The sequence below is a fragment of the Vibrio casei genome, from assembly GCF_002218025.2.
GTDB classification, from domain to species: Bacteria; Pseudomonadota; Gammaproteobacteria; order Enterobacterales; family Vibrionaceae; genus Vibrio; species Vibrio casei.
In genome coordinates, this window is the sequence record NZ_AP018681.1 from 945402 (window position 1) to 969346 (window position 23945).

The 23945-nt window shown below is 40.4% G+C and carries 16 protein-coding genes; 11 read left to right on the forward strand and 5 right to left on the reverse strand.

Annotated features, from left to right (window positions below; all coding sequences use genetic code 11):
* Positions 1–2 precede the first annotated feature (2 nt).
* Positions 3–1034 carry a cytosolic protein gene (locus VCASEI_RS17250; protein WP_086960225.1) on the forward strand — a complete coding sequence of 344 codons (1032 nt, stop codon included), beginning with the start codon at positions 3–5 and terminating at the stop codon, positions 1032–1034.
* Positions 1035–1274: 240 nt separating this feature from the next.
* On the opposite strand, the gene malG is transcribed toward VCASEI_RS17250, so the two are convergent.
* The 3 genes from malG to malE form a co-directional block, all read right to left on the reverse strand.
* Positions 1275–2165 (reverse strand): maltose ABC transporter permease MalG, encoded by an 891-nt coding sequence (gene malG, locus VCASEI_RS17255; protein WP_086960224.1) that lies wholly within the window; start codon positions 2163–2165, stop codon positions 1275–1277.
* 12 nt (positions 2166–2177) lie between these two features.
* The gene (gene malF / locus VCASEI_RS17260; protein WP_086960223.1) at positions 2178–3755 is read right to left on the reverse strand and encodes a maltose ABC transporter permease MalF; all 1578 of its coding nucleotides are present in this window, start codon (positions 3753–3755) and stop codon (positions 2178–2180) included.
* A gap of 250 nt (positions 3756–4005) precedes the next feature.
* Positions 4006–5184, reverse strand: a complete 1179-nt coding sequence (gene malE, locus VCASEI_RS17265) for a maltose/maltodextrin ABC transporter substrate-binding protein MalE (RefSeq protein ID WP_086960222.1) — start codon at positions 5182–5184, stop codon at positions 4006–4008.
* A 604-nt stretch (positions 5185–5788) separates the two neighbouring features.
* Here malE and malK point away from each other — a divergent pair.
* Together malK and VCASEI_RS17275 are read left to right on the forward strand one after the other, a co-directional pair.
* Entirely contained in the window at positions 5789–6898 is a 1110-nt protein-coding gene (malK, locus tag VCASEI_RS17270) for a maltose/maltodextrin ABC transporter ATP-binding protein MalK (RefSeq protein ID WP_086960221.1), read from the forward strand.
* A gap of 205 nt (positions 6899–7103) precedes the next feature.
* The gene (locus VCASEI_RS17275; RefSeq protein ID WP_086960220.1) at positions 7104–8042 is read left to right on the forward strand and encodes a DMT family transporter; all 939 of its coding nucleotides are present in this window, start codon (positions 7104–7106) and stop codon (positions 8040–8042) included.
* Between the two features lie 115 nt (positions 8043–8157).
* Here VCASEI_RS17275 and ushA read toward each other — a convergent pair whose 3' ends face one another.
* Positions 8158–9873 (reverse strand): bifunctional UDP-sugar hydrolase/5'-nucleotidase UshA, encoded by a 1716-nt coding sequence (gene ushA / locus VCASEI_RS17280; protein ID WP_089111055.1) that lies wholly within the window; start codon positions 9871–9873, stop codon positions 8158–8160.
* A 413-nt stretch (positions 9874–10286) separates the two neighbouring features.
* Between ushA and VCASEI_RS17285 the strand changes: the two genes are divergently transcribed.
* From VCASEI_RS17285 to VCASEI_RS17320, 8 genes are all read left to right on the forward strand, one after another.
* The gene (locus VCASEI_RS17285) at positions 10287–13250 is read left to right on the forward strand and encodes an ExeM/NucH family extracellular endonuclease (RefSeq protein ID WP_086960218.1); all 2964 of its coding nucleotides are present in this window, start codon (positions 10287–10289) and stop codon (positions 13248–13250) included.
* A gap of 517 nt (positions 13251–13767) precedes the next feature.
* A complete protein-coding gene (lamB, locus tag VCASEI_RS17290; RefSeq protein WP_086960217.1) occupies positions 13768–15051 on the forward strand; it encodes a maltoporin LamB in 1284 nt (427 codons plus the stop codon).
* A gap of 112 nt (positions 15052–15163) precedes the next feature.
* Positions 15164–16534, forward strand: a complete 1371-nt coding sequence (locus VCASEI_RS17295) for an alpha-amylase family glycosyl hydrolase (protein WP_086960216.1) — start codon at positions 15164–15166, stop codon at positions 16532–16534.
* Positions 16535–17005: 471 nt separating this feature from the next.
* Complete coding sequence (locus VCASEI_RS17300; protein ID WP_089111054.1) at positions 17006–17992, forward strand: Bug family tripartite tricarboxylate transporter substrate binding protein; 987 nt, start codon at positions 17006–17008, stop codon at positions 17990–17992.
* A gap of 89 nt (positions 17993–18081) precedes the next feature.
* A complete protein-coding gene (locus tag VCASEI_RS17305; RefSeq protein WP_086960215.1) occupies positions 18082–18570 on the forward strand; it encodes a tripartite tricarboxylate transporter TctB family protein in 489 nt (162 codons plus the stop codon).
* Between the two features lie 14 nt (positions 18571–18584).
* Positions 18585–20090 (forward strand): tripartite tricarboxylate transporter permease, encoded by a 1506-nt coding sequence (locus VCASEI_RS17310; RefSeq protein WP_086960214.1) that lies wholly within the window; start codon positions 18585–18587, stop codon positions 20088–20090.
* A 345-nt stretch (positions 20091–20435) separates the two neighbouring features.
* Positions 20436–22076: an ATP-binding protein gene (locus VCASEI_RS17315; RefSeq protein ID WP_086960213.1), complete on the forward strand. Its 1641-nt coding sequence runs from the start codon at positions 20436–20438 to the stop codon at positions 22074–22076.
* A 14-nt stretch (positions 22077–22090) separates the two neighbouring features.
* Complete coding sequence (locus tag VCASEI_RS17320; RefSeq protein ID WP_086960212.1) at positions 22091–22780, forward strand: response regulator; 690 nt, start codon at positions 22091–22093, stop codon at positions 22778–22780.
* A 70-nt stretch (positions 22781–22850) separates the two neighbouring features.
* On the opposite strand, the gene VCASEI_RS17325 is transcribed toward VCASEI_RS17320, so the two are convergent.
* Positions 22851–23870 carry an adenosine deaminase gene (locus VCASEI_RS17325; protein ID WP_086960268.1) on the reverse strand — a complete coding sequence of 340 codons (1020 nt, stop codon included), beginning with the start codon at positions 23868–23870 and terminating at the stop codon, positions 22851–22853.
* Between the last annotated feature and the right edge of the window lie 75 nt (positions 23871–23945).

The window sequence follows — 23945 nt, forward strand, 5'->3', positions numbered from 1 at the left end:
AAATGAAGTTACTGTACTGGTTGGATGAATGGTCATCGCTTTCCCGAGAAGATCAGCAAGCGAGGCTACCAATGTCTGGGGCGGATCTACTTGACGGCGTTTTTGTGAAGTATCAATTTGTTGATATTAACAAACCCTTGCTATTCACCTTCTCACCCGCGGGCACCAATCTTCAAGAACAGGACTTACATTCAAATTTTTCACCTTGGGGTTATACGCTTGCCCAAAAACAAAACGTCAATATTATCGCCTTTCAACATTTAGGTAAAAGTAATTGGTTTCGTAATCGCAACCTCATTTTCTTTCTCGAGCAGCTATCAACGTTACTTGCTCCTTTTGAATCTCGTTTAGGTTATGGGTTGAGCCGAGGTGGTTTCGCGATTGGCGCTTTCGCAAAACTTCTGAAGTTAAACCAAGTATTATTGTTTCATCCGGTTAGCACTAAAAACAAAAAATTAGCACCTTGGGATAACAGAACCAGTACAGAGATCGCGCAACAATTTGATTGGGAGAGCGATTATCACGACTTAGATCTGGGGAATGCTAAAGGCTATATCATTTATGATCCGACCAACAAAATCGATCGACTGCATGCCAAGCGTTATCCTGATCTAACTCATTTAAGAGTCTTTGGAATGGGCCATGGCACTCACGCAACATACCTCAATAAATTTGGTTTTTATAAGCAAGTCGCTGTGGATTTTATTCGCCATCAACAAATAGATATTGCTCAATTTCGCCATCAAACCAAAACGCTTCGACTAAAAGAAGACTATTACCATAAACTGAATAAAGCCAATGCCAATTCTACTCATAGACTTGGGTTATTGAGCAAAGCTCATAATGTATTAATCGATGAGAAAAAGGCTCATGTGAAAGAGCATCAGACCACAATTGATATTCAGCCATTGGTGGATATTGCGATGAAACACCAGCAAACCAACCCTCAAGATGCCGTTCAACTTTTGGCCGTGGCCCAACAAATCGCACCTGATGACCCTTTGATAGAACACAAGTTGCAACAATTGCTATAGCTTATACCAATAACACTCATTAACTGGTCAGAAATTGTGAAGGAAAAAGCTTTGAGAACAAGGCAAGATTTTTCGTTAAGTAGTTATTCTACAAACAAAAATTTTTAACGCAGTTATCGACGTTTTTAACAAGCAAGAATAATCAAAGAATTAGTTCGATTGCTATTACAATATTCACATACAAAAATGCCGCAGATTCTCATCTGCGGCGTTTTGATTTATAAGTAATATAGAAAAAACTTATCCCTTCACACCACCAGCGGTTAAGCCGCCAACAAGGAACTTCTGAGCCAGTAAGAACACAATGGTGATTGGTAATGCCGAAAGTACTGCCGCGGCCGCAAAGTCACCCCATAAATAGTTTTGTGGGTATAAGTACTGTTGCATCCCGACCGCCAAGGTATAGGAATCAACATCTCGTAATAACAATGACGCCACTGGCACTTCTGTTACCGCGGCAATGAATGACAAGATAAACACCACCGCAAGAATCGGCACAGAAAGCGGTAGCAAGACCAAACGGAAGGCTTGCCAAGGCGTTGCGCCATCAAGTGCAGCAGCTTCTTCTAATGAGTTATCAATCGATTCAAAATAGCCTTTAATCGTCCATACATGCAACGCAATCCCGCCCATATAAGCGAATACCACACCACCATGAGTATTCAATCCTAAGAACGGAACATAGGTACCTAAACGGTCAAATAACGCATATAAAGCGACCAATGCCAATACCGCAGGGAACATTTGGAAGATCAACATTGAACGTAAAATCGTGGTTTTACCTTTAAACTTCATACGCGCAAAAGCATACGCACAAGTGGTGGAAAGCGTCACGATACCAATCGCTGTCAAACCTGCCACTTTGACCGAATTCCATAGCCAAAGCAACACAGGGAATGGCGGGTGCGTTACACTGCCATCGGCGTTCACCACATCAAAACCAAGTGCGAGTTTCCAGTGTTCTAAAGAGGGATCACTTGGAATTAAATCACCCGATGCATAATTCCCTTCACGGAAAGAAATCGCTATCACCATCAATAATGGGAACATCATAATAGCCAAGAAGATCCACATGCCCACATGGGTTGCCCACACACGGTATTTTAAAGATTTTGGTTGAACCATTGCCATGAGTGAATCTCCTTATTCAGTTTCTAGTTTAGTGAACTTCATATTCAGCAACGATAAACCGCCTACTAAAATGAAAATTAAAGTCGCAATCGCACCAGCTAGACCAAAATCTTGCCCACCCGCGCCTTCAAAGGCAATGCGATAGGTGTAACTCACTAATAAATCAGTATGGCCGGCTGGAACGCTAGTACCAATCATGTCTGGCGCTCCGTTGGTTAATAATTGAATCAATACAAAGTTATTAAAGTTAAAAGCAAAACTAGCAATTAATAATGGCACCATTGGCTTCACCAGTAATGGTAAGGTGATCTTAAAGAAGTTATCAATTGGCCCTGCACCATCCATTGCCGATGCTTCGTATAAGTCATCTGGAATCGCCTTTAACATCCCCATAGCAAGGATCATCATGTACGGATAACCAAGCCAAGTATTGACAATAATGATCATGGTTTTGGCAAGCGTAGGGTCCGTAAACCATGAGGGGCTTAAACCGAATAAACCTTGCAACAGTTGGTTAATTTCCCCAAAACTTTGGTTAAACAAACCTTTGAATATCAAAATTGAGATAAAAGCAGGTACTGCATAAGGCAAAATAAGCAATACACGATATAAACCGCGACCTTTTAATGCTTCCCAAGAAACGATTTGAGCAAGAATTACACCCACGGCTAAGGTGAGCACCACAGTGACCGCGGCAAACACCACCGTCCAAATAAAAATCTTCAAAAATGGACCTTGAATCCCTTGATCAGCAAAAATGCGTGTAAAGTTATCAAAGCCAATATTCACAATAAAGCCTGGCGTTAATGGCTTACCAATAAACTGACCATTGTCATCAATCGTCTGGTAGTAACCTGTTTCAAAGTTTGGCTTTAATACTTCATTAGTTTTATTGTTCACCAATGTTTCACCATCAGCATCAAGCACATACAAGGGTTTCACTTCGGCAAATTTACGTAAGCCTGCCATTTTTAACTCTGTGCCATTTGGCGTTGCCACCACCAGATTATTCAATATATTACGATTTTGAATAACGGTTTTTAAAGGGGCTTTGTTGCCTGATGGCTCAGCAATCGGCGTAAGAACCACCTCACCACTTTGTTGCTCAAGTGATTTTTTAGTTAACGAGAAAGGTTTTGATGTCAGCCAAGTATCTCCTTCTTTCAGAGTAATCGAATAAAGATCATTATGTTGGCGTAGTTCAAAGGAATAACTCTCACCACTTTGAAAGCTTTGTTCTAGTAATACTGATTGCGCTCGCTCAAAGCTCAATTGGTTGGCACCACTGTAGTTGGTAAAGGCCAAGCCGATGGTGTAAATCAAAGGGAAGATAATAAATAAAATCATCCCAGCAACACCTGGGAAGATATAACGGTGAGCATAAGTACGCTTGCGGGCAAAAACATACACCCCCATAGAAGCCAATAACAAAGTCAGTAACGCAAAGGCAAATTCACCACGAGCGTACATCAAAACAATCGCGTAACCATTGAGTAACGTAACAGCAGAAAGCACAAGTGTTTTCAGCCAAGGGAAAGGACGAGATTCAGAAAATTGAGCAGGATGAGGTGATGCAACATTCAATGACATAATAGATTCCGTTACCATATTGCGTTTTTTTGAAGCAACGCAAGCTTTGAAACTGCTAAGTATTATTTACCTTTTCAGTACAAGTAAAAATGGAAAAATAACACTATTCAAGGGCACTGCTGAATTCATAAAATGAATACAAAAAGGCAGAGTCAAAAAATAAAGCCCTAAAGACAGCAGATGGATAAACGAGAATAAAAGGGAGAAGGCTTCCCCCCTTTTATTCTTACACGTTAAAACGATTGACCAATTATTTAGTCATGCGCTCAGCAACCGTATCCAACGCTTCTTTAACAGACTGACGACCATTAACCACATTGCCAATTGCCGCTTTTTCCGCGTACCAGAAAGCAGACATTTGAGAAATATTAGGCATGATTTCACCCGTTTGTGCATTCGCCATCGTCGCCGCGATACGCGGATCTTTTTCAAGTTCTACTTGGTAAGATTTCAATGCAACCGCACCTAATGGTGTATCGTCATTGACTTTTTTCAAACCTTTTTGAGTCAGCATATAATTTTCGATAAACTCGACAGCTAAATCTTTGTTTGGTGATGCTGAACTAATCCCTGCGGTAAGCACACCCACGAATGGTTTAGAAGGATTACCATTAAACATTGGTAAGGTCGTCACGCCGTAATTAATACCCGCTTTATCAATGTTCGCCCAAGACCAAGGACCATTGATCGTCATCGCCACTTCACCTTTGTTGAAACCAGACTCAGCAATGGTGTAATCAACATCAGGAGAGATAACTTTTTGGTCCACTAAACCTTTCACAAAGCTCATCGCATTTTGAGCACCGGCGTTATTTACCCCAACATCTTTAGGATTGTAGGCACCATTTTCAAATTTGAACGCGTAGCCACCGTCAGCTGCAAGAATTGGCCAAGTAAAGAAGGGTTCTGACAGATTCCACATGATGGCGTGTTTACCTTCTTTTTGTAGTTTCTTATCAAGCGCGGCAATGTCTTCCCAATTTTTAGGTGGTGTTTTGACTAAATCTTTATTGTAAATTAAAGAAAGCGATTCAACCGCAACCGGGTAACCAATGTACTTACCATCGTAAGACACTGCATCCCATGTGAAATCAGAAAACTTTGATTTAAAATCAGCTGAAGGTTTCACTTCCGCAAGCAAACCAGCTTTTGCATAACCACCAAAACGATCATGTGCCCAAAGAACAATATCAGGGCCATCACCCGTTGACGCTAATTGAGGGAATTTTTCTTCTAATTTATCAGGGTGAGAAACGGTTACTTTCACACCAGTATCCGCTTCAAATTGTTTACCGACTTCCGCAAGGCCATTATAACCTTTATCACCATTAATCCATATAGTGAGCTGACCTTCTTCAATAGCAGCATGTGCACTAACACCACTTAGGGCAAGGCTACATAAAATGGCAGTTTTGAGGACTTTTTTCATTTCCATTATCCTTTCTATTGTTCTTATTTGGGTGTTACTTGGCAGTAGGGTCGTAACACATGACATACCGTTAATAAGGCATCAGCCGAGTTTTGGTATGCATAAATCTTGCTTCAATTAGAAAAGATGGACATCCTCCTAACTTCTACGCCCCCCAGCAGCAAGATTAAATTTGTGACTTGTATTCACAATATTTTTTTATTCGAACTAAAAATAGCCCATAAACGTGACCGGACGCACATGATACTCGGGTCGAATCACTTAAATATAGCTTGATACTCAAAGTGTGATCTATGCACTCCTCCCCCTTTGTCCACCAAAAATTAATCGTTAAAGGAGGAGGTATTTTCACTTTCCTTAAGTAACATAGGGCTTATCGTTGTACCACTGACTACCACGATCGATGAGATAACTCGCGATATCTAATCAAAAACAGTATTGAACACATTAGGTTATTTAATACGTTACGGCTCACTGTATTATTAAATACTGTTGCTCAATACCACGATTCAATACTAACGGTTAAGCGAAGGTAGTGAGATACATCAAAAAGTTAGATACTTATTCATAGTAAATAGAATAACCAACCAAAAGGAATGGCCAAATGACGAGTGTGACTCTACGAAAGGTGTGTAAAGCGTACGGGGACAACCTCATTTCTGAAAATGTCAGCTTAGATATTCACGATGGTGAATTTGTGGTTTTTGTTGGGCCATCTGGTTGTGGTAAGTCCACATTATTACGTTGTATTGCAGGCCTTGAAGACATCACATCGGGTGAGTTATTCATTGGCGATAAAAAAATGAATGATGTCCCGCCTTCTGAGCGCGGCGTCGGCATGGTATTCCAATCTTATGCTCTATACCCCCATTTAAATTTATTCGACAACATGTCGTTTGGTTTGAAGCTAGCAAAAGAAGAGAAATCAAAAATTAAATCACGTGTTGATCATGCCGCCGATATTTTACAGCTCGGTCACTTACTAGAACGTAAACCAAAAGCACTGTCTGGTGGTCAACGTCAACGTGTTGCCATCGGTCGAACGTTGGTGGCGCAACCACAAGTCTTCTTACTTGATGAGCCACTTTCTAACCTTGATGCGGCACTGCGTGTACAAATGCGTATTGAACTGGCAAAACTGCATAAAAAGCTTGGTTGTACAATGATTTATGTTACACATGATCAAGTGGAAGCCATGACAATGGCAGATAAAATCGTGGTATTAGATGGTGGTAGTGTCTCGCAAGTTGGTCAACCATTAGAACTTTACCATTACCCTCAAAACCGCTTTGTCGCAGGATTCATTGGCTCGCCAAAAATGAACTTCATTAACGTTCAAGTGAAAGAAGTCGAAGCTGAACGCGTAAAAGTTGAGCTCGCTAGCCAAGCTTCATTTTGGATTCAAGTCGATGGTTCAACTGTACAAGTGGGATCCCGAATGTCACTTGGCGTACGACCTGAACACTTATTACCGAGTGGTGAAGGTGATGTTGTTATCAAAGGTAAAGTACAAGTCGTAGAAAAGTTAGGTAACGAAACTCAAGTGTATTTAAACCTTGATCATGTCGATGCGGATTTTATTTATCGTGAAAACGATACGCTAGAAGTGGATTCTGGCGATCACTTTGAAATTGGCATTCCTGCGCACCGCTGCCACTTATTCCACAGTGATGGCCGCGCTTGCCAACGTCTATTTAAAGAACGAGGGATTTAATCTCGCAAAACAATATTCGTTTTAAGTGTCATGGTACTGCCTTAACGCCCCAGTGATTGTTTGCTTGGGGCTTTTTTTTGCGCCATCACACGAGTATGAATATCCATATGATTGTTTTCATCATCGCTAGATCCTCATTCATCTGCTATATTGGCAAAATTAAAACACCTTTTTATTCTTTAATTTACAGTTTATAAGGCCTTCCATGACACAGACTTCTGACGATTTTTTTACCCGCCCTGTAGTGGTGTTCGGTATTGCGATTTTATGTACCCTGTTATGGGGAAGCGCTTATCCTGCTATCAAAACAGGTTATGCCTTGTTATCCATTCAACCCCATGATGTGCCTTCACAAATGGTGTTTGCTGGGCAACGTTTTTTACTGGCTGGGATATTCTTGCTCATTATTGCCAAAATGTTAGGTAAACCAAAGTTAAACATTAACCTACGAAATATTACCCAAATTGGTTTACTTGGCCTAAGCCAAACTACCCTCCAATATATTTTCTTTTATATTGGACTCGCTTATGCCACAGGGGTTAAAGCATCTATTCTTAACGCTACCGGCACTTTTTTCAGTGTCATCTTGGCACACTTTATTTACCAAAATGATCGCTTAAGCCACCGAAAAGCACTTGGGTGTGGTATTGGTTTCTTAGGGGTATTTATCGTTAACTTCCATACCTCTTTACTTGATTTCCAATTTAGTTTAGCAGGAGAAGGCTCAATCGTAGTTGCTGCTTTCTGCTTAGCGGCAGCTTCTATTTATGGTAAAAAATTATCGCAAAGAATGGATGCGATGTTAATGACTGCTTGGCAATTAAGCATCGGTGGTATGGCTTTATTAATTATAGGGTTTGCGTTTGGTGGACAAAGTGGTGAATTTGATTATTCAGCTCTATTTTTATTAATATACCTAGCCCTATTATCATCGGCTGCTTTCGCATTGTGGAGCATACTACTCAAGCATAATCCTGTTGGGATGATCACCATTTTTAACTTCTTAATCCCCATTTTTGGTAGCTTGCTTTCTGCTCTATTTCTTCATGAAAGTATTTGGGAATGGAAGAACTTGATCGCTTTGTTGTTAGTATGTAGTGGGATTTATTTAGTCACACGAGGAAAAAAGAAAGCTTCCGTTTAAGGCCAAGTACACCATACTTCAAATATGCATACCAAAACAAAAGCCCGAGACAGGTTCATTCATGGCTCGGGCTTATTCTTACTTGTGACTTTATTTTTAACTAGAACACGTTTAACTAAGCAGCATCACAACCTAATCCAGTAGAAGAATCGTTATAAACGATTTCACCATTGGGGTTATAGTCTGCAGCATTTATCATCCCTTTGTCTTTGAAAAAGCCTTGAAGTACATCGGCATCAATAAAGCCACTATCAATCGTACTGATTTCTGGGTATCCATCACCGCCAGCCGCATTAAAACTTGGAATTGTGAAAGTATATTCGGTATTTTCATCAAAAGTACCACCATTAATAGTACTAATCTCAACCGTTGAAGTAGAGCAGTGTACTGTCATATTCACACCCGATATTTGCGCATAAGCGCCTGAACCACGTGTTTTTGTTGCCACACTCCCAAGGTATTCTTTTACTTCGGCCCCTGTCATGGTCGCCAATGAAACACTATTACCAAATGGTTGTACAGTCAGTACATCACGGTAGCTTATATCACCGGCTTCAATGGAAGCTCGTACACCACCTGAATTCATAATGGCAAAATCGGCTTTCACTCGATCACTTTGCGCCATGGCAATCAAACGCCCAAGGTTAGTCTGTTGATTACGAACAACACCACGATCCCCTTCCAATTTACTGTCAGTTTCAGCCAGCTTCACATCTAGACCCGCTTCCCCTTTTTTCTGGAAAACTTCCAACTCGGCAAAAAGCTCAGGATCTTTGGTGATCTCTGGTTGAATAAATTCAAGATCGCCCGTTTCATTGCCACTTTCATCCACAACCGCTTGCTTCAAATTCACAGGAATCAATTTATAACTCATTAAGGTTAACTTGCCATCTTCATATTCAAAATCAGCGCGTCCAACGTACTTACCCCATTCATGCGCTTGCATGATGTAAGTTCCATTTTGTTGGTCTGGAGCACAATCATCACCCGGTTTAAAATCTGCGTAACTTTGATTGCCCGCTTCCATACACACTGGATTTTGAGAGTGCCCGCCGATGATCGCGTTTAATTCACCTTCTGGTAATGAGCGAGCTAAAGCCACGTCCCCCGGAGCATTACTACCACTTTTCGCATCGGCATAGTGCCCCATGTGTGTGACCGCCATGATAATGTCAGCTTCACCTTTTTCTTTTATTTCAGCGATAATTTTCGGCGCTTCAACCTTAGGATCCGTAAACGTTAGCTCCGAAATGTATTCTGGATTTCCAATTTTAACCGTATCTTCCGTTGTAAAGCCGATTAAAGCCAAGTTAACACCGTTAATATCAAACACTTTATAAGGTTCAAAATAACGACCACCTCCAGCCTTATAAATATTGGCGGATAACATCGGGAAAGATGCCCATGAACGCTGTTTTTCCAACACTGTTAATGGGTTATCAAATTCATGATTACCCACTGCCATGGCATCATATTGAATCGCATTCATACCTTTAAAATCTGGCTCAGCATCTTGAATATCCGATTCAGGAACCCCCGTATTAACGTCACCGCCAGAAAGTACTAACACCACGTTGCCTTCAGCTTCTACGTCTTCTCGAATACTATCAATCAACGTTTTACGTGCTGCCATTCCATATTCACCATCAGCATTGTGCCAAAAGCGTCCGTGGTTATCATTGGTGTGCAAAATCGTAAATGACACCTTTTTTTTGGGATTGATCGTTTCTTCATCTTGCTGACCTTGATTCTCAGAGTCGTCGCTATTACATCCAGCTAACATCCCTATTAATAAAGTACAAGTAACACTGAGTAATTTTTTATTTAACATAGTTGTCTCGGCTATTATTTAATATAAATGAAATTAAAATCCCTTTAGGAAAAAACAATCTATACATGCAACATGACAAACCTATGAATAAACATCATCAATTAATGTTATTAATAATAATTAATCGCGTGAAATAAAACAGCAATTCAATAGGAATGTAATCGATTGCATTCCCATATCTCATTGAAATATAGAAAACTAATTTAATAACGGTTAAAAGAAAACAATCACATTAATAGTTTAATTAAGTATCATCATGTATTAATTGGACAATTTACCATAACCATTCAATTATTTTATGGTAGTTCATTTATAAAGTAACTATACATAACGTATTTATGTGTCATATGACACGAAAATGAAACAATTCACCATTAGATTTCTACGTCTATTAATTAATAAGGAAATAAACAATGACAGCAAGGATAAACCCAATAAAAATAGGGCTAACAATAGTAGGATTAACTTTTCTCTCTCTGCCAATTAATGCAGAGATAGTGATAACAGAATATGCTGAAGGGAGCAGTAATAATAAAGCTATTGAGCTTTATAATTCTGGGAATGAAAGCATCTCTTTATCTGGATATGAACTTGTAAGGTATAAAGATGGTGATACCTCACCTTCGAGTAATCTTAATTTAGATACTCAACACATTTCTTCAAATGACTTCTTAGTATTACTGAATACGAATTTTAATGCCGATAAAAAAGCCGAAATAACCGCTCCCACTTTTGAATCAGGATCGATGCAATTTAATGGTGGTGATGCCGTCGCATTGCTGAAAAATGGTATGATCGTTGATGTGATCGGTAATATTCCCACCGAGTCCGACTGGGGGAAAGACATCACTTATCGCCGTCATCCTGAAAGCTTGGTGGCCAGAACTCAATACCAAGCTGAGGATTGGGTCGCCTTTGAGAAAGATAACAGCAGTGATTTAGGGAAGCTAGGGGCAATTGAAGTCCCTGAACCATTGAATTGTGAGGGGGTAGACTTCACCCCAATTCATACCATTCAAGGTAATAGTTCAAAATCTCCCTTTGTTACCGATGGCTTTGAGAGTAGTGACGAATTCTATGTTCAAGGCATCGTGACCGCCATATCATCACTCGATAATGGTTTTTACATACAATCTCTTGTTCCCGATAATGATCCGCAAACATCTGAAGGAATATTAGTCTATTCAAATGCCACTAATATTAATACAGGGGATGTCGTCTGCGTTAAAGCCCCTGTAAAAGAGTATTTTGGCTTAACGGAGTTAGCCCCTTCGAGTAACCAAGTTTCCGTTTTAAGCCAGACTTCTATACCCGAACCGATCAATGTTGAAATATTGGATTCAGATGACAACTTCCAAGCAACACTTGAACGCTACGAAGGGATGTTAGTCACCTTACCTGAAGCACTCGACATGAGAATTACGCGCACCTTTAGTTATGATTATGATGCTCGTCGTAATAATTTGGTTTTATCCCAAGGTCAGATCAATCATCAACCAAATGAACATGCTATTGCCGGTTCAGATGAAGCCAAGCAAGCGTCAAAGAATAACGCGGATCGTCGATTATTTATTGAATCCAATCAAAAAGCGGCCGATGGCGAAGTCCCTTATTACCCAACTTGGTCAGAGGATCTAAACCAAGACAGCTCTGCGGATAATTACCTTCGCATTAATGATCATATTCACGGCTTAACGGGTATCATCACTTACAGCTACAATGAGTTTCGTTTAATTGTCACGCAAAATATCAGCCAAGAGAATGTCACCCATATCTCCGATCGTAATGATAACCCAGTAATTAAAAACGGAGATTTACGCGTCGCAACGTTTAATGTACTTAACTATTTTAACTCTCCATACAATGGCGACAGTAATTCGTTTGGTGAAAATCGAGGGGCAGAATCATATGATGAGTTTCTTCTTCAGCAAGAAAAAATAGCAAATGCGATGGTAAAGCTAAATGCCGATATCGTCGGTATTATGGAAGTTGAAAATAATGGTTTTGGTAAGCAGGGTGCCATTAATACGCTTGCTCAAGCCATTAATGAGAAGCTACTAGACTCAAACTTGCATTACCAAGTCGTCACACTAGATACCAATCAAGATGGCGTTATTAACGAGCAAGATACCGTCGGTACAGATGCCATTTCAGTTGGTGTGTTATATCGTCCTTCTAAGGTCACGGTTGATTCCACTAGAATCATTACCTTGCCAATGCAAGATGTGAATGGCGATAAAGCCTATCAACGTGATTCCATTACCCCTACATTTTTAGTGAATTCTAAATTGACTGGTGGTGATACGAAACATTTAACGATCTCGGTTAACCACTTTAAGTCAAAAGGGTCAACCTGCTGGGAAGATGACAACCTACAAAATGGTGACGATCTCGATTTACAAGGTTCTTGTGAAAATTTCCGTGTTGCGGCTGCCGTAGCGGTAGGTGAAGCGATGGAAAATTTACCCGGTGACAAAATCATTCTTGGGGATTTAAACAGTTACAGCATGGAAGATCCTATGCTGGTATTAACGAATTATAACCAAGAAATTCATGGCAAAGTCATTAAAGCTGCGCGTAATACTCAATTCATTACCAAGGATACGATAACACCACAATTTGGGGATGATGGCGCCATCATTGAGCGAAACTATGGTTATACCGATGTCGTACGCCAATTCCGTTCCCATGCATGGGGGTATTCGTATAACGATGAAGTCGGCGACTTGGACCATATTTTAGTTAGCCCTGATTTATTAAAGCACGTTGTCGATGCCACCAATTGGAATATTAATAGCAGTGAAACGCCTATTTATTCTTATGAAAAATCGTTTAAAGGTTCACTACCTAATTTTGACGATGTTTACCGCTCTTCAGACCATGACCCGGCAGTAGTCGAAATCCGCTATAGTCAGAAAGATCCAGAGCAACCAGTCATCAATGGTGATAAGTTCACGTTGCGCTATACATTACCTCCATCAGCTAACATCGGTGATACGCTGACAATACGTTTATCCCGTAACACAGCGATGACTGCGCTGGCATCAACCACCGATCTATCTGAAAGTATCACAGTATCGGAAGCTCATTTAAGTTCAGGGTATATTGAACTCGATTTTACCAATGTCGAAGCGGGAGATTATACCGCGACAAAAACGCTCACTGACGTCAACGGTACGGTCAAGCATCAAGCTCAAGAACAATTTACGGTTCAAGAAAACGATGCTGACAATGAATCAACACCTGATACCGATAACATCGTAGATAATCAATCTAATGGAGATAGCGGAGGCGGTGCGACTTCACCACTTTGGCTAATGATCATGTTAGGCCTTATGGGGATGAGGCTTCGTCGTCGTAATATCATCTTCCAATAGGTCACCCCTGCACCACTACTTCCCTCTTTCAAGGCCAGTACATACATCTTGAAAGAGGGACTTTCTTAACATTGGCTATCCCTATTTTTTATGTCTCACTCTTTTTCATAAAAATTTTGCATGAAAATAAGCCCATCATCCAAAATATAAGTTCGATCACAAAACCTTTATTTTCGTGATTAAAATCTCATATTCGCTTTAGAAAAGCTTGCAGCTAGGCGGCTTTCAAACAAGGAGAACCTAAATATTTCCCACCGAATGTGATCGCCACACTCCTCCTTTTTATCTACTCCCCCTACGCCTCTTCTTTAGGAGGATGCCGTCTTATTTGGTTTAAAGCATGATGACTTGGTCACTGAATGACGAAACTAAAAAACGAAGCTGATGTATTGAAAACAAGTTCATAAGCATCAAGCTTTATAAAGCCAAACGAAGCATTCAGAGATCCAATATTCCCCTCGTTTTCGCATACAAATAATGTGAATGGGCGTTTGAAACAATATAAAGGACTGTAATTATGAAAACCCTCAAGGTCTGTTTAACGGCTGCTGCGGTATCTTCTGCTCTTCTTGCTTCTTCTGCAATGGCAGTCGAAGCTGATTTCAATGGTTATATGCGTGCTGGTACTGGTGTGAGTACACACAGTGGTGCAAATGAATCATACGAGAAAAACAAAGTAGGTCGTTTAGGTAATGAAAACGATGTTTATGGGGAAATTGGATTAAACACAAAACCAATCAAAGCCGGCGAAACGGCTGAGTTTACGGTAAACTCAATGCTTGCTTATGGCTCAGACGGCTCCAATGGTTGGGAATCTGCACGTGATGATGACGATGGTGCTGATGTCGCTCTTGTGCAATTTAACGTTCAAGCAAAAGGATTATTTGATTTTGACCCTGATGCCGTTCTTTGGGCTGGTAAGCGTTATTATCAACGTCAAGATATTCATATTACTGACTTCTACTATTGGAATACCAATGGTGGTGCCGGTGGCGGTTTAGAACACCTTAGCGTAGGCCCTGGTAAACTTTCTGTTGCTTTTATTCGTGACGATAGTTTGGGTAACGATCTTGGTGTCGATCTTGATGGTGACGGCCAAAATGATAACCAAAACATCAACATTAATAATTTCGATGTTCGCTATGCAGATCTAGGATTGTGGAAAGATGCGAGCTTAGAGCTTGGCATTAACTACTACATGGTAAATGAAACCGACGAACAAGAAGACCTTAATCTAGACACCAAAGACAGCGTAATGGCTACCGCAGTGATCACTCAAGGTAACTTCTTTGGTGGCTTCAACAAAACCGTATTCCAATTTGGTACCAATGGTGCAGCAAGTGCAATGGCTGGGCTAGGTTCAGGTAGCTGGATTCCCGCAGTTTCAGATGGGGACACTGGCTTCCGCGTGATTAACTTTGGTGTGATTAACATGGGTGACAGCTGGAACCTAGGCCATCAAGTCATGTATGCACAAAGCTCTTACGACAATAGCAACAAAGACGATCATACTTTTGCTAACGTAGTTGTACGCCCTATCTATAACTGGTCTGAAATCATGAAAACGGAATTTGAAGCCGGTTACTTTACTGAAGAAAATCAGTGGGGAACTAAAGGGGCAGATAACGAAGGTGCTAAATTTACGGTAGCACAAGCATGGGCTGCAGGCGCTGGCTTCTGGGCCCGACCTGAAATCCGTGTTTATGCTTCTTACGTAGATGATTTCAAAAACGACAACCGCTTTGGTAACGATGAATCTTCAGAGATGTCATTCGGTATTCAAGCAGAAGCATGGTGGTAATCGCCCGTTTGTTATAAATCAATCAACGCCAGCATGACTGCTGGCGTTATGCTTTCTACATAACGTTATATTACTACACTCTTTATTTTTCATTCTTATTATAAGAGGCATTATGTCTGTATTCACTCATCAACCAGTTACTGCTGTTTCAGCAGAGTCTTCTGCCGATGTGATTTTACATGCCTTTGATTGGTCGTATCAAAAAGTGACCAGTGAAGCCAAGCGCATAGCTCAACTCGGATATGATTCCATTTTGATTTCCCCCCCAATGAAATCACCTAACTTCCTTGAATGGTGGAACCGCTACCAACCACAAGACTACCGTATTATTGATAACCCATTAGGGAATACTGTCGATTTTATTACCATGCAACAAGCGCTCAGCCAACATGGTATTGCATTATATGTGGATGTCGTATTTAACCACATGGCCAATGAATCTCATCTTCGAGAGGATCTCACCTACCCGAACTCAGAAACATTAATCGAGTATCAAAAACAATCAGAATATTTTGAATCACTCAAGCTCTTCGGCGACTTATCAAAACCATTATTTACAAAAGAAGACTTTGAGCCTGCTTTTCCAATTACCAATTGGTTAGATGCGAAAGAAGTTCAAACAGGCCGACTAAGCAGCGGTGAAAACGATCCCGGCTTACCAACACTTGCCCCCACCGCTAATGTCATCACGCAGCAAAAAACCTATTTACAGGCTTTAAAAAACCTTGGAGTAAAAGGCTTTCGAATCGATGCAGCCAAACACCTCTCACCCACTCATATCGAGAAGGTATGGACCAAAGAAATATGCCAAGGTGTCAAAGTCTTTGGCGAAATCATTACTGATGGTGGCTCGGGAAAAGCAGAATATGAGATATTTTTAAAACCATTTGTCCAACAAACAAGTTTCGATGCTTACGACTTCCCTCTATTTCACCGTTTATTAGGCGTATTTAAATATGGGGAAGGTATGAGGTCTTTATTAAATTTGCCTGAACAAGAACAATGTCTCGACCCCAAACGGGCCATTACTTTTGCGGTGACTCATGACATTCCCAATAACGGCGTTTTCCGTAATCAAATGCTCTCCCCTCAACAAGAACAATTAGTGTACTGCTATTTACTGGGTTGCAGCGATGGTGCTCCTCTTATTTACACCGATATGAACACCAGTAATGATCTTGATGCTTTAGGCTATCCTCGCTGGGAGCAAAGCTGGCACGATAACAACTTAATTAAGATGATTCAATTTCATAAACATGTGCACGGGCAACCAGTACAAGTTTTGGAATGCTCCGATGATATCTTAGTCATATTACGGGGAACAGAAGACAACCCCATGGGCGTTGTCGCGATCAATAAAGGCCAAGAAGATCATCAAATCAGCCTGCCCACCAATCAGTTTAATGTTTGGTTAGGTGGCGATGATTTATTGCGTCAAACTCTCACACTCCCAGCTCTATCTGGAATCATGTTAAAGTCATAAAACTGATAGACTGATAAAACAGATAAATTTTCCTCTCCCCTTAACACACTCATTAAGGGGAGTTTTCATTTACACACGAATAAAATATTCCCTCCACCAATTAACGCCATAAAAACCATAAGCTCCATTGATTCGTGGCGTTTAATTGCACTTGCTCCCACTTCATATCAATCACAATCGCTATGCTTAGCTCTCAGTCATTTCATTTAACAAATGCAAAACACTTTTATAACGCATGTTTATAACCGATAAACCGATGTGTGTTTTTTTACAGCTCAACACTAATCTGTTAATAAAGTGTAAAAAACAAAAGAACGCATTAAGTAAAAAACATGATGTAAGTGGCTGAATACAATAATAAAGCGAGATTCGGGCAGATAAATCCGATACTCATTCAATACCAAAATGATGAGGCTTCAATAAGAAACCACTCTTCAGGGTATAAATAGGACACGAAAAGGATGTAAGTTGATGATTAAATTAAAACAACTCTTCGCAGGTGCTGTCATTGCAACCACTTCACTTATTTCAGTGAATCATGCTGTCGCAGCTGACTATCCACCACATACGATTAACATGGTTGCGCCATCTGGTGCTGGCGGTGGCTGGGATTTAACCATTCGTACTGTGGCTAAAACACTTAAAGATACCGGTATTGTGAGTTCAAATATGCCTGTTGTGAATCGTCCTGGTGGCGGTGGTGCGGTCAATTTAGCTTACATGCAAACTCAAAAAGGAAAAGGCGACCTTATTTCGGTTTACTCGCCACCTATTCTACTCACTAATCTCACTGGCCTAACTCAATACAGCTACAAAGATACGACACCACTGGCGCGTTTAATTACCGATTACGCAGCATTTGTCGTACCAGAAAACTCAAAATATAAAACCATTAAAGAAGTCATGGATGCACTTAAAAAAGATCCTAAATCCATCAAAGTTGGTGGTGCTTCAGCCGCAGGTTCGATGGATCACATCCAATTTCTACTCGTAGCAAAAGCCGCTGGTGTCGAAAACCTTCGTCAAATTGATTACATCTCATTCCAAGATGGCAGCTTAGTTGCACAGGCTCTCGGTGGGCATGTTGATCTTATCTCAACAGGCTTAGGTGATGTGTCTGGTATTGTTGAAAGTGGTAAATTGCATGCTTTAGCACAAACGGCTGACAAGCGCATTGGTACTGGCTTAATTGCTGAAATTCCAACGGTGAAAGAAGAAGGTATCGATGTCACATTCGAAAACTGGCGTGGTCTGTTTGGCCCTAAAGATATGCCAGCCGAAGCCGTGCAATACTGGCGTGATGCACTGCATAAAATGGTTGAAACCCCTGAGTGGAAAGCCGCAATAAAGCGTAATGGTTGGGACAGTGCTTATCAAGATAACGAAGCATTCACAGCTTTCCTAGCAAAAACGAACGATCAATATAAATCATTGATTAAAGAAGTGTTTGGCCGATAGTTATTCTTAACATACGACCAATAAACAAGGGTAGGAGAACGCTGTCTGTTTTCTTACCTAATTTAACTTAATTGATTAGTAGGTTATATATGTCGACTAAACAACCTAATTGGGACGGCCTAACAGGGCTATTCAGTATTCTATTTGGCCTTGCCTACGGTGGGTATGCTTATAACATGCCTCAGCCTATGTTTGGCAACCCATTAGAAGCCATTTTCATGCCGCTTGCCATTTCAGCAATTATGCTTTTTATCGGTGTATTACTGATCATTAAAGGTGGAATTACTCCTTCAATCATGGCGATCAGAGCATTACTTAACGAAGATAAACAACGTAAGAATGATCGTAAAAAAATCATGATTACTTGCGTCATCTGTTTCTTTTATGCACTGACCTTTGAACATGTCGGTTATGTGGTTAGTACCTTCTTTTTCATGTTTGCCATGTTAATGGTGACATGTGGTTTCTCTTATTGGAAAAGAGGCGCCATCATTTCCATTCTCTTTTCTGGCGGTATTTTCTTTACTTTTAATGATTTACTTTCAGTCAACCTGCCACCCTTCCCATTGTTTAATTAACGGAGCTAATCAAAATGGATATTTTAGCAAATTTAATGGATGGCTTTGGTATTGCGCTGCAGCCTTACTATTTATTCCTCATCACCGCTGGCGGTATTTTAGGCACAATTATTGGTATGTTGCCCGGTCTTGGACCTGCTACTGGAGTGGCTATTTTATTACCAATGACCTTTGCAATGGGGCCAACGGCATCTCTCATTACCATGACAGGCGTGTATATTGGGGCCATGTTTGGCGGTTCGCGTAGCTCAATCTTGATCAATACTCCTGGAGATGGCGCCGCTTTAGCCGCAACCTTTGATGGTTACCCAATGGCAATGAAAGGTCGCGCAGAGTCAGCGTTAGCGATTTCAGCGATTGCTTCTTTAATCGGCGGTACCATTGCCGCGGTATTAATGACGATGTTGGCAGAACCTGTCGCCAGTTTTGCGATTAAATTTGGCCCGGCTGAATACTTTTTATTAATGGTTGCCGCCCTTTCTATGACCGTTTCCATGTCGAAAGGTAATATGCTAAAAGGCTTTTTATCGATGGCGGTTGGCCTTGCGATTTCAACCGTTGGGATTGATGGACAATCTGGCCTGCAACGTTTCACCTTTGGAAATCTAGAGCTTCAAACCGGTATTGATTTCTTAGTCGTTATCATCGGTATTTATGCCATGGGTGAAGTTTTTAAAAGCTTCCGTACGTTAAGTGATGGCAGCAAAAAAGTTCAAACGAAATTTAAGAAAATTTGGATCAGTCAAGACGATTGGAAACGTTCAAAATGGCCAATCCTACGTAGTGCCCCCATTGGCTTTATCATCGGTGCGTTACCCGGGGCCGGTGGTACCATGGCTTCACTCATGTGTTATAACAATGAGAAGCAACTGTCTAAAAATAAAGATGAATTTGGACACGGTGCAATTGAAGGATTAGCCGCGCCAGAGTCTGCCAATAACGCGGCTTCAATTGGGGCAATGATCCCAATGTTATCATTAGGCGTTCCAGGTTCAGGTACCACAGCGGTAATGATGGGCGCGTTATTGATGCTTGGTATTCAACCGGGGCCATTATTATTCTCTCAGCATCCAGATACGGCTTGGGGGTTAATCGCGAGTATGTTTGTTGCCAACGTTATTTTGGCTATCGTCAATATACCACTAGCGGGTGTTTTGGTTCGTCTATTATCGATTCCGGCCAAGGTACTCTACCCTATCGTTCTTGGTTTAGCGTTTGTGGGTTGTTATGCCATTAGTGCTTCTGTCGTTGATTTCTATATTCTTATTATTTTAGGCATTGCAGGGGTAATCATGGGACGAGCTAACATTCCAACAGCACCAATGATCTTGGCGGCTATTGTCGGTGGGCAAATGGAGCAATCTTTCCGTCAAGGTTACCGAATCTCAAACCAAGATTTAACAACTTTTGCACATTCAGGTATTGCTCAGATATTGTTAGCCGTCATTATCTTATCAATTTTGCTTCCTATGGTTGGCGCGCTTCGCCATAAAATGACACAAAGAACCGCCGAACTGTAAAGAGCTAATCTATACCCAAAATCACTGAAGCCGCCGTTTGAAATGAAATAGGTATAAACATCATTCTCCTTTGGGATTATGCTTAACCGCTTTACCCTCGCCCAAATAATGGTGATAGATAACCGTTATTTGGGTTTTTTCTGTTAATCAGCTTTATACACAAGTGATTTTAAAAGGCAGAAATGAATTATCTAACGCTCCCTTCAGGCGAATTAAACAGCTTCACGTTAAATACTGAAAACAGGTATCCGTCACTGTCTTTCTCGTCATTTTGATTTAACATGTCGTTATCATTTCATGCTATTTCAAAGCACCAAATCAAATCGATATGTATACTCAAATCTTATGAATAACCCATTCCCTTCTTTATCAACATTCACCTTCCGAACTAAAGTATTTTTGCTGCTATTCATATTATTAATTCTGCAAATGTCGGTGATGGTTTGGCATTTTGATCGCACACTATACGACTCGATCAAACACCAAGTTGGGACTCGCGCACTGATTCAAGCCAAAGAAATTGCCAGCGACCCTGAACTCATCAAACAAGTTGAACAAAAGAACATTGCTCAATTAAAGCCGCACATTCAACGGCTTTCACGAATATCCGATGCCAGTTTTATTGTCATTGGCGATGAAAAAGGTATCCGCCTATCGCATCCTGTCGAAGAACGAATCGGCTATGCTATGCAAGGGGGCGATAACACGGGAGTTTTAGAACGAGGTGAATCTTACGTTACCTTACGTGAAGGCAGCTTAGGTTACGGAGTAAGAGGAAAAACGCCTATTTTTGATGCGAATAAAAACATCATTGGCGTCGTATCGGTAGGTTATTTACTCAACCGATTTGATCAATGGCTCGACGTCTATATGACGCCATTACTGATTGAGATTTTTATACTCTTTTCGTTAACCTTAATTGCCGCATGGTGGTTTTCTTGGCATGTACAAAACAAAATGAATGGTATGGAACCAGAAGAGATCGCCCTAGCTTTAAATTTGCAAAAATCCATTTTAAGCTCAGTGTATGAAGGCCTGATCGCCATCGATAAAAAAGGATACTTTCTCACTATCAATAAAACCGCAAAACAATTACTAGGCATCAACAAGGATGTTAAACATTTAAAAACCCGCCAAATTATTGAATATGTTTCCCATACTGAATTCTTTTTCCGTCCGCCTTTAAACCAAAACTTAAAAGATGAGATCATTCAATTAAATGGGTTAAATTTAATTGCCAACCGTGTCGCTATTTATCGGCAAGAAGAACATAGACAAAATGAAATTATTGGATGGGTCGTCAGCTTTCGCGAAAAAAGTGATATTGACTCACTGACAATGGAACTCTCTCAAATTCAGCAACACACGGACAATCTGCGAGTACTACGCCATGAATTCTCCAACCGTTTAGCCATGATTTCTGGTTTGATCCAAATGGGGAAACTAGACGAAGTGAAACAATTAATTAGCCAAGAAAGTACTAATAAACAGGCTTTATTGGACTTCATTCATCATAATATACGCCTGCCGCAAGTCGCGGGTCTATTATTAGGCAAATCATTGCGGGCCAAAGAGCTTAATATCCGCTTAAAATTTGATCCGACCTGTCAATTAAACTCGTTGATCTCAAACTTAGATGAAACAGAGTTATGTGCAATCCTTGGAAACCTCATTGATAATGCATTCGATGCTACACAAAACAACCCTACCAGTAACCGCACAATTGACGTGCTCATCACGGATGCTGGTGAAGATTTAGTCATAGAAATCACTGACAATGGTATTGGAATAGATCCCTATTTAATCGATGACATCTGGAAAAAGGGCGTGACGACAAAAAAAGATGATCATCAAAGCCACGGCATTGGTTTGTATCTCGTTCACAGCTATGTAATGCAAGCTAATGGCTTTATAACCGTTGATAAAGCGGAGCCTCAAGGGTGTATTTTTTCTATCTTCATTCCAAATAAAGCCCTAAGTGATTAAAATAAGGTAAAAAAATGGATTTAATTGACGTTTTAATTGTTGAAGACGATGCAAGGATCGCTCAAATTCATAGCCAGATTTTGCGCCAAACTCAACATTTCAATCCGGTTGGTATTGCCGAAACCATTCAAATGGCGCGAACCATGGTGAAAGTATATAAACCGAATTTAATTATTTTGGATAACTATTTACCGGATGGAACCGGTATAGACTTATTCCGAGAAATTATTGCCGATAAAAGCGCCCATAAAATTGAGGTCGTATTGATCACCGCTTCCGATGAAATCGAGACAGTAAAAACAGCTATGAAACTTGGTTGCTTTGATTATCTATTAAAACCCGTCTCTTATGAACGCTTACAAGAAACACTTAATCGCTATTTAGCATTAAATAACGCCATGAAAGCTTACGAAAATCTTGAACAACGCCATATCGATGAACTGTTCAATATTCAGTTGCGTGACAAACACCAACAATTACTCCCTAAAGGGATAGAAAGTATTACGCTAGAAAAAATTAAACGTGTATTTTCGCAAAATATCGGCGTGAAATACACCGTCGATCAGATTAGCCAAGAAATAGGTATCGGCAAAACCACCGCGCGTCGTTACTTAGAATATTGCTCAGCAAATGGACTACTTACCGCAGAGAATCAATATGGTAAAGTAGGACGGCCTGAAAGAGTATATGTAAAGTTGAGTTGAGTTAAACATATGAAAGAAGATTAAGGCCAGCTTAACCTTCTTTCTTATGAAAACGATAAAATCAGTATTGTTAGTTAGAAGCAGTTGAGATTTCTTGGTTAAATTCCATCACTTTATCGGTGAGTTTTTGTTTTTCATTATCAGAGATAAAGCTCGCTTCAATCGCATTTAGACTCAATTTCACTAACTCCTCTTGCGTTATTGGTAATGCCTCCGCAACTGCCATAAAGTTGTCGGTCATGTATCCGCCAAAATACGCAGGATCATCGGAATTGATCGTCACACAAAGGCCTTGACGTAATAACTGGACAATATTGTGGTCTTTCATTTCTTCAAACACTTTAAGTTTCGTGTTGGATAATGGGCAAACCGTCAGAGGCGTACGATCATCAATTAATTGTTGTACCAACTTAGGGTCTTCAACACAGCGTACACCGTGATCAACCCGAGAGATACCAAGCAGTTTCATTGCATTATGAATATTTTCCGCAGGGCCTTCTTCCCCCGCATGGGCAACGGTGAGAAAACCATGCTCAATCGCCGATTGAAAGACTTCAGTAAATTTTTCAGGTGGGTGGCCATCTTCAGAAGAATCTAAACCAACACCGATAATTTTATCTTTAAATGGTAGCGCATGTTGTAAGGTTTCAAAGGCAGAGTCTTGATCTAAATGACGTAAAAAACACATGATGATCTGACTCGAAATACCCAATTCTTGCTTGCCTTGTTTTAAGGCTTTATCAATACCATTAATGACCGTTTCAAAGGCAATACCACGTGCAGTGTGAGTTTGTGGATCAAAAAATATTTCAGTATGAATAACATTATCTTGCTGACAACGCAGTAAATAAGCCCAAGTCAGATCGTAAAAATCTTGTTCATGAATAAGCACATTCGCGCCTTGATAATAAATATCTAAGAAAGATTGTAAATTATTGAATTGATAAGCCGCTTTTACTTCTTGTGGAGAAGTAAAAGGAATAGAAATCTGATTTCGTTTTGCCAACTCAAACATGAGTTCTGGTTCAAGTGAGCCTTCTATGTGTAAATGTAGTTCGACCTTCGGCAACCCTTTAATAAAGATGTTCATGTGTTGGTTCATCGTGTATACCCTTTTTTCAAATTGATTGATTAAAGTGAATGCGCAACGATTTTTTCTTTTGAT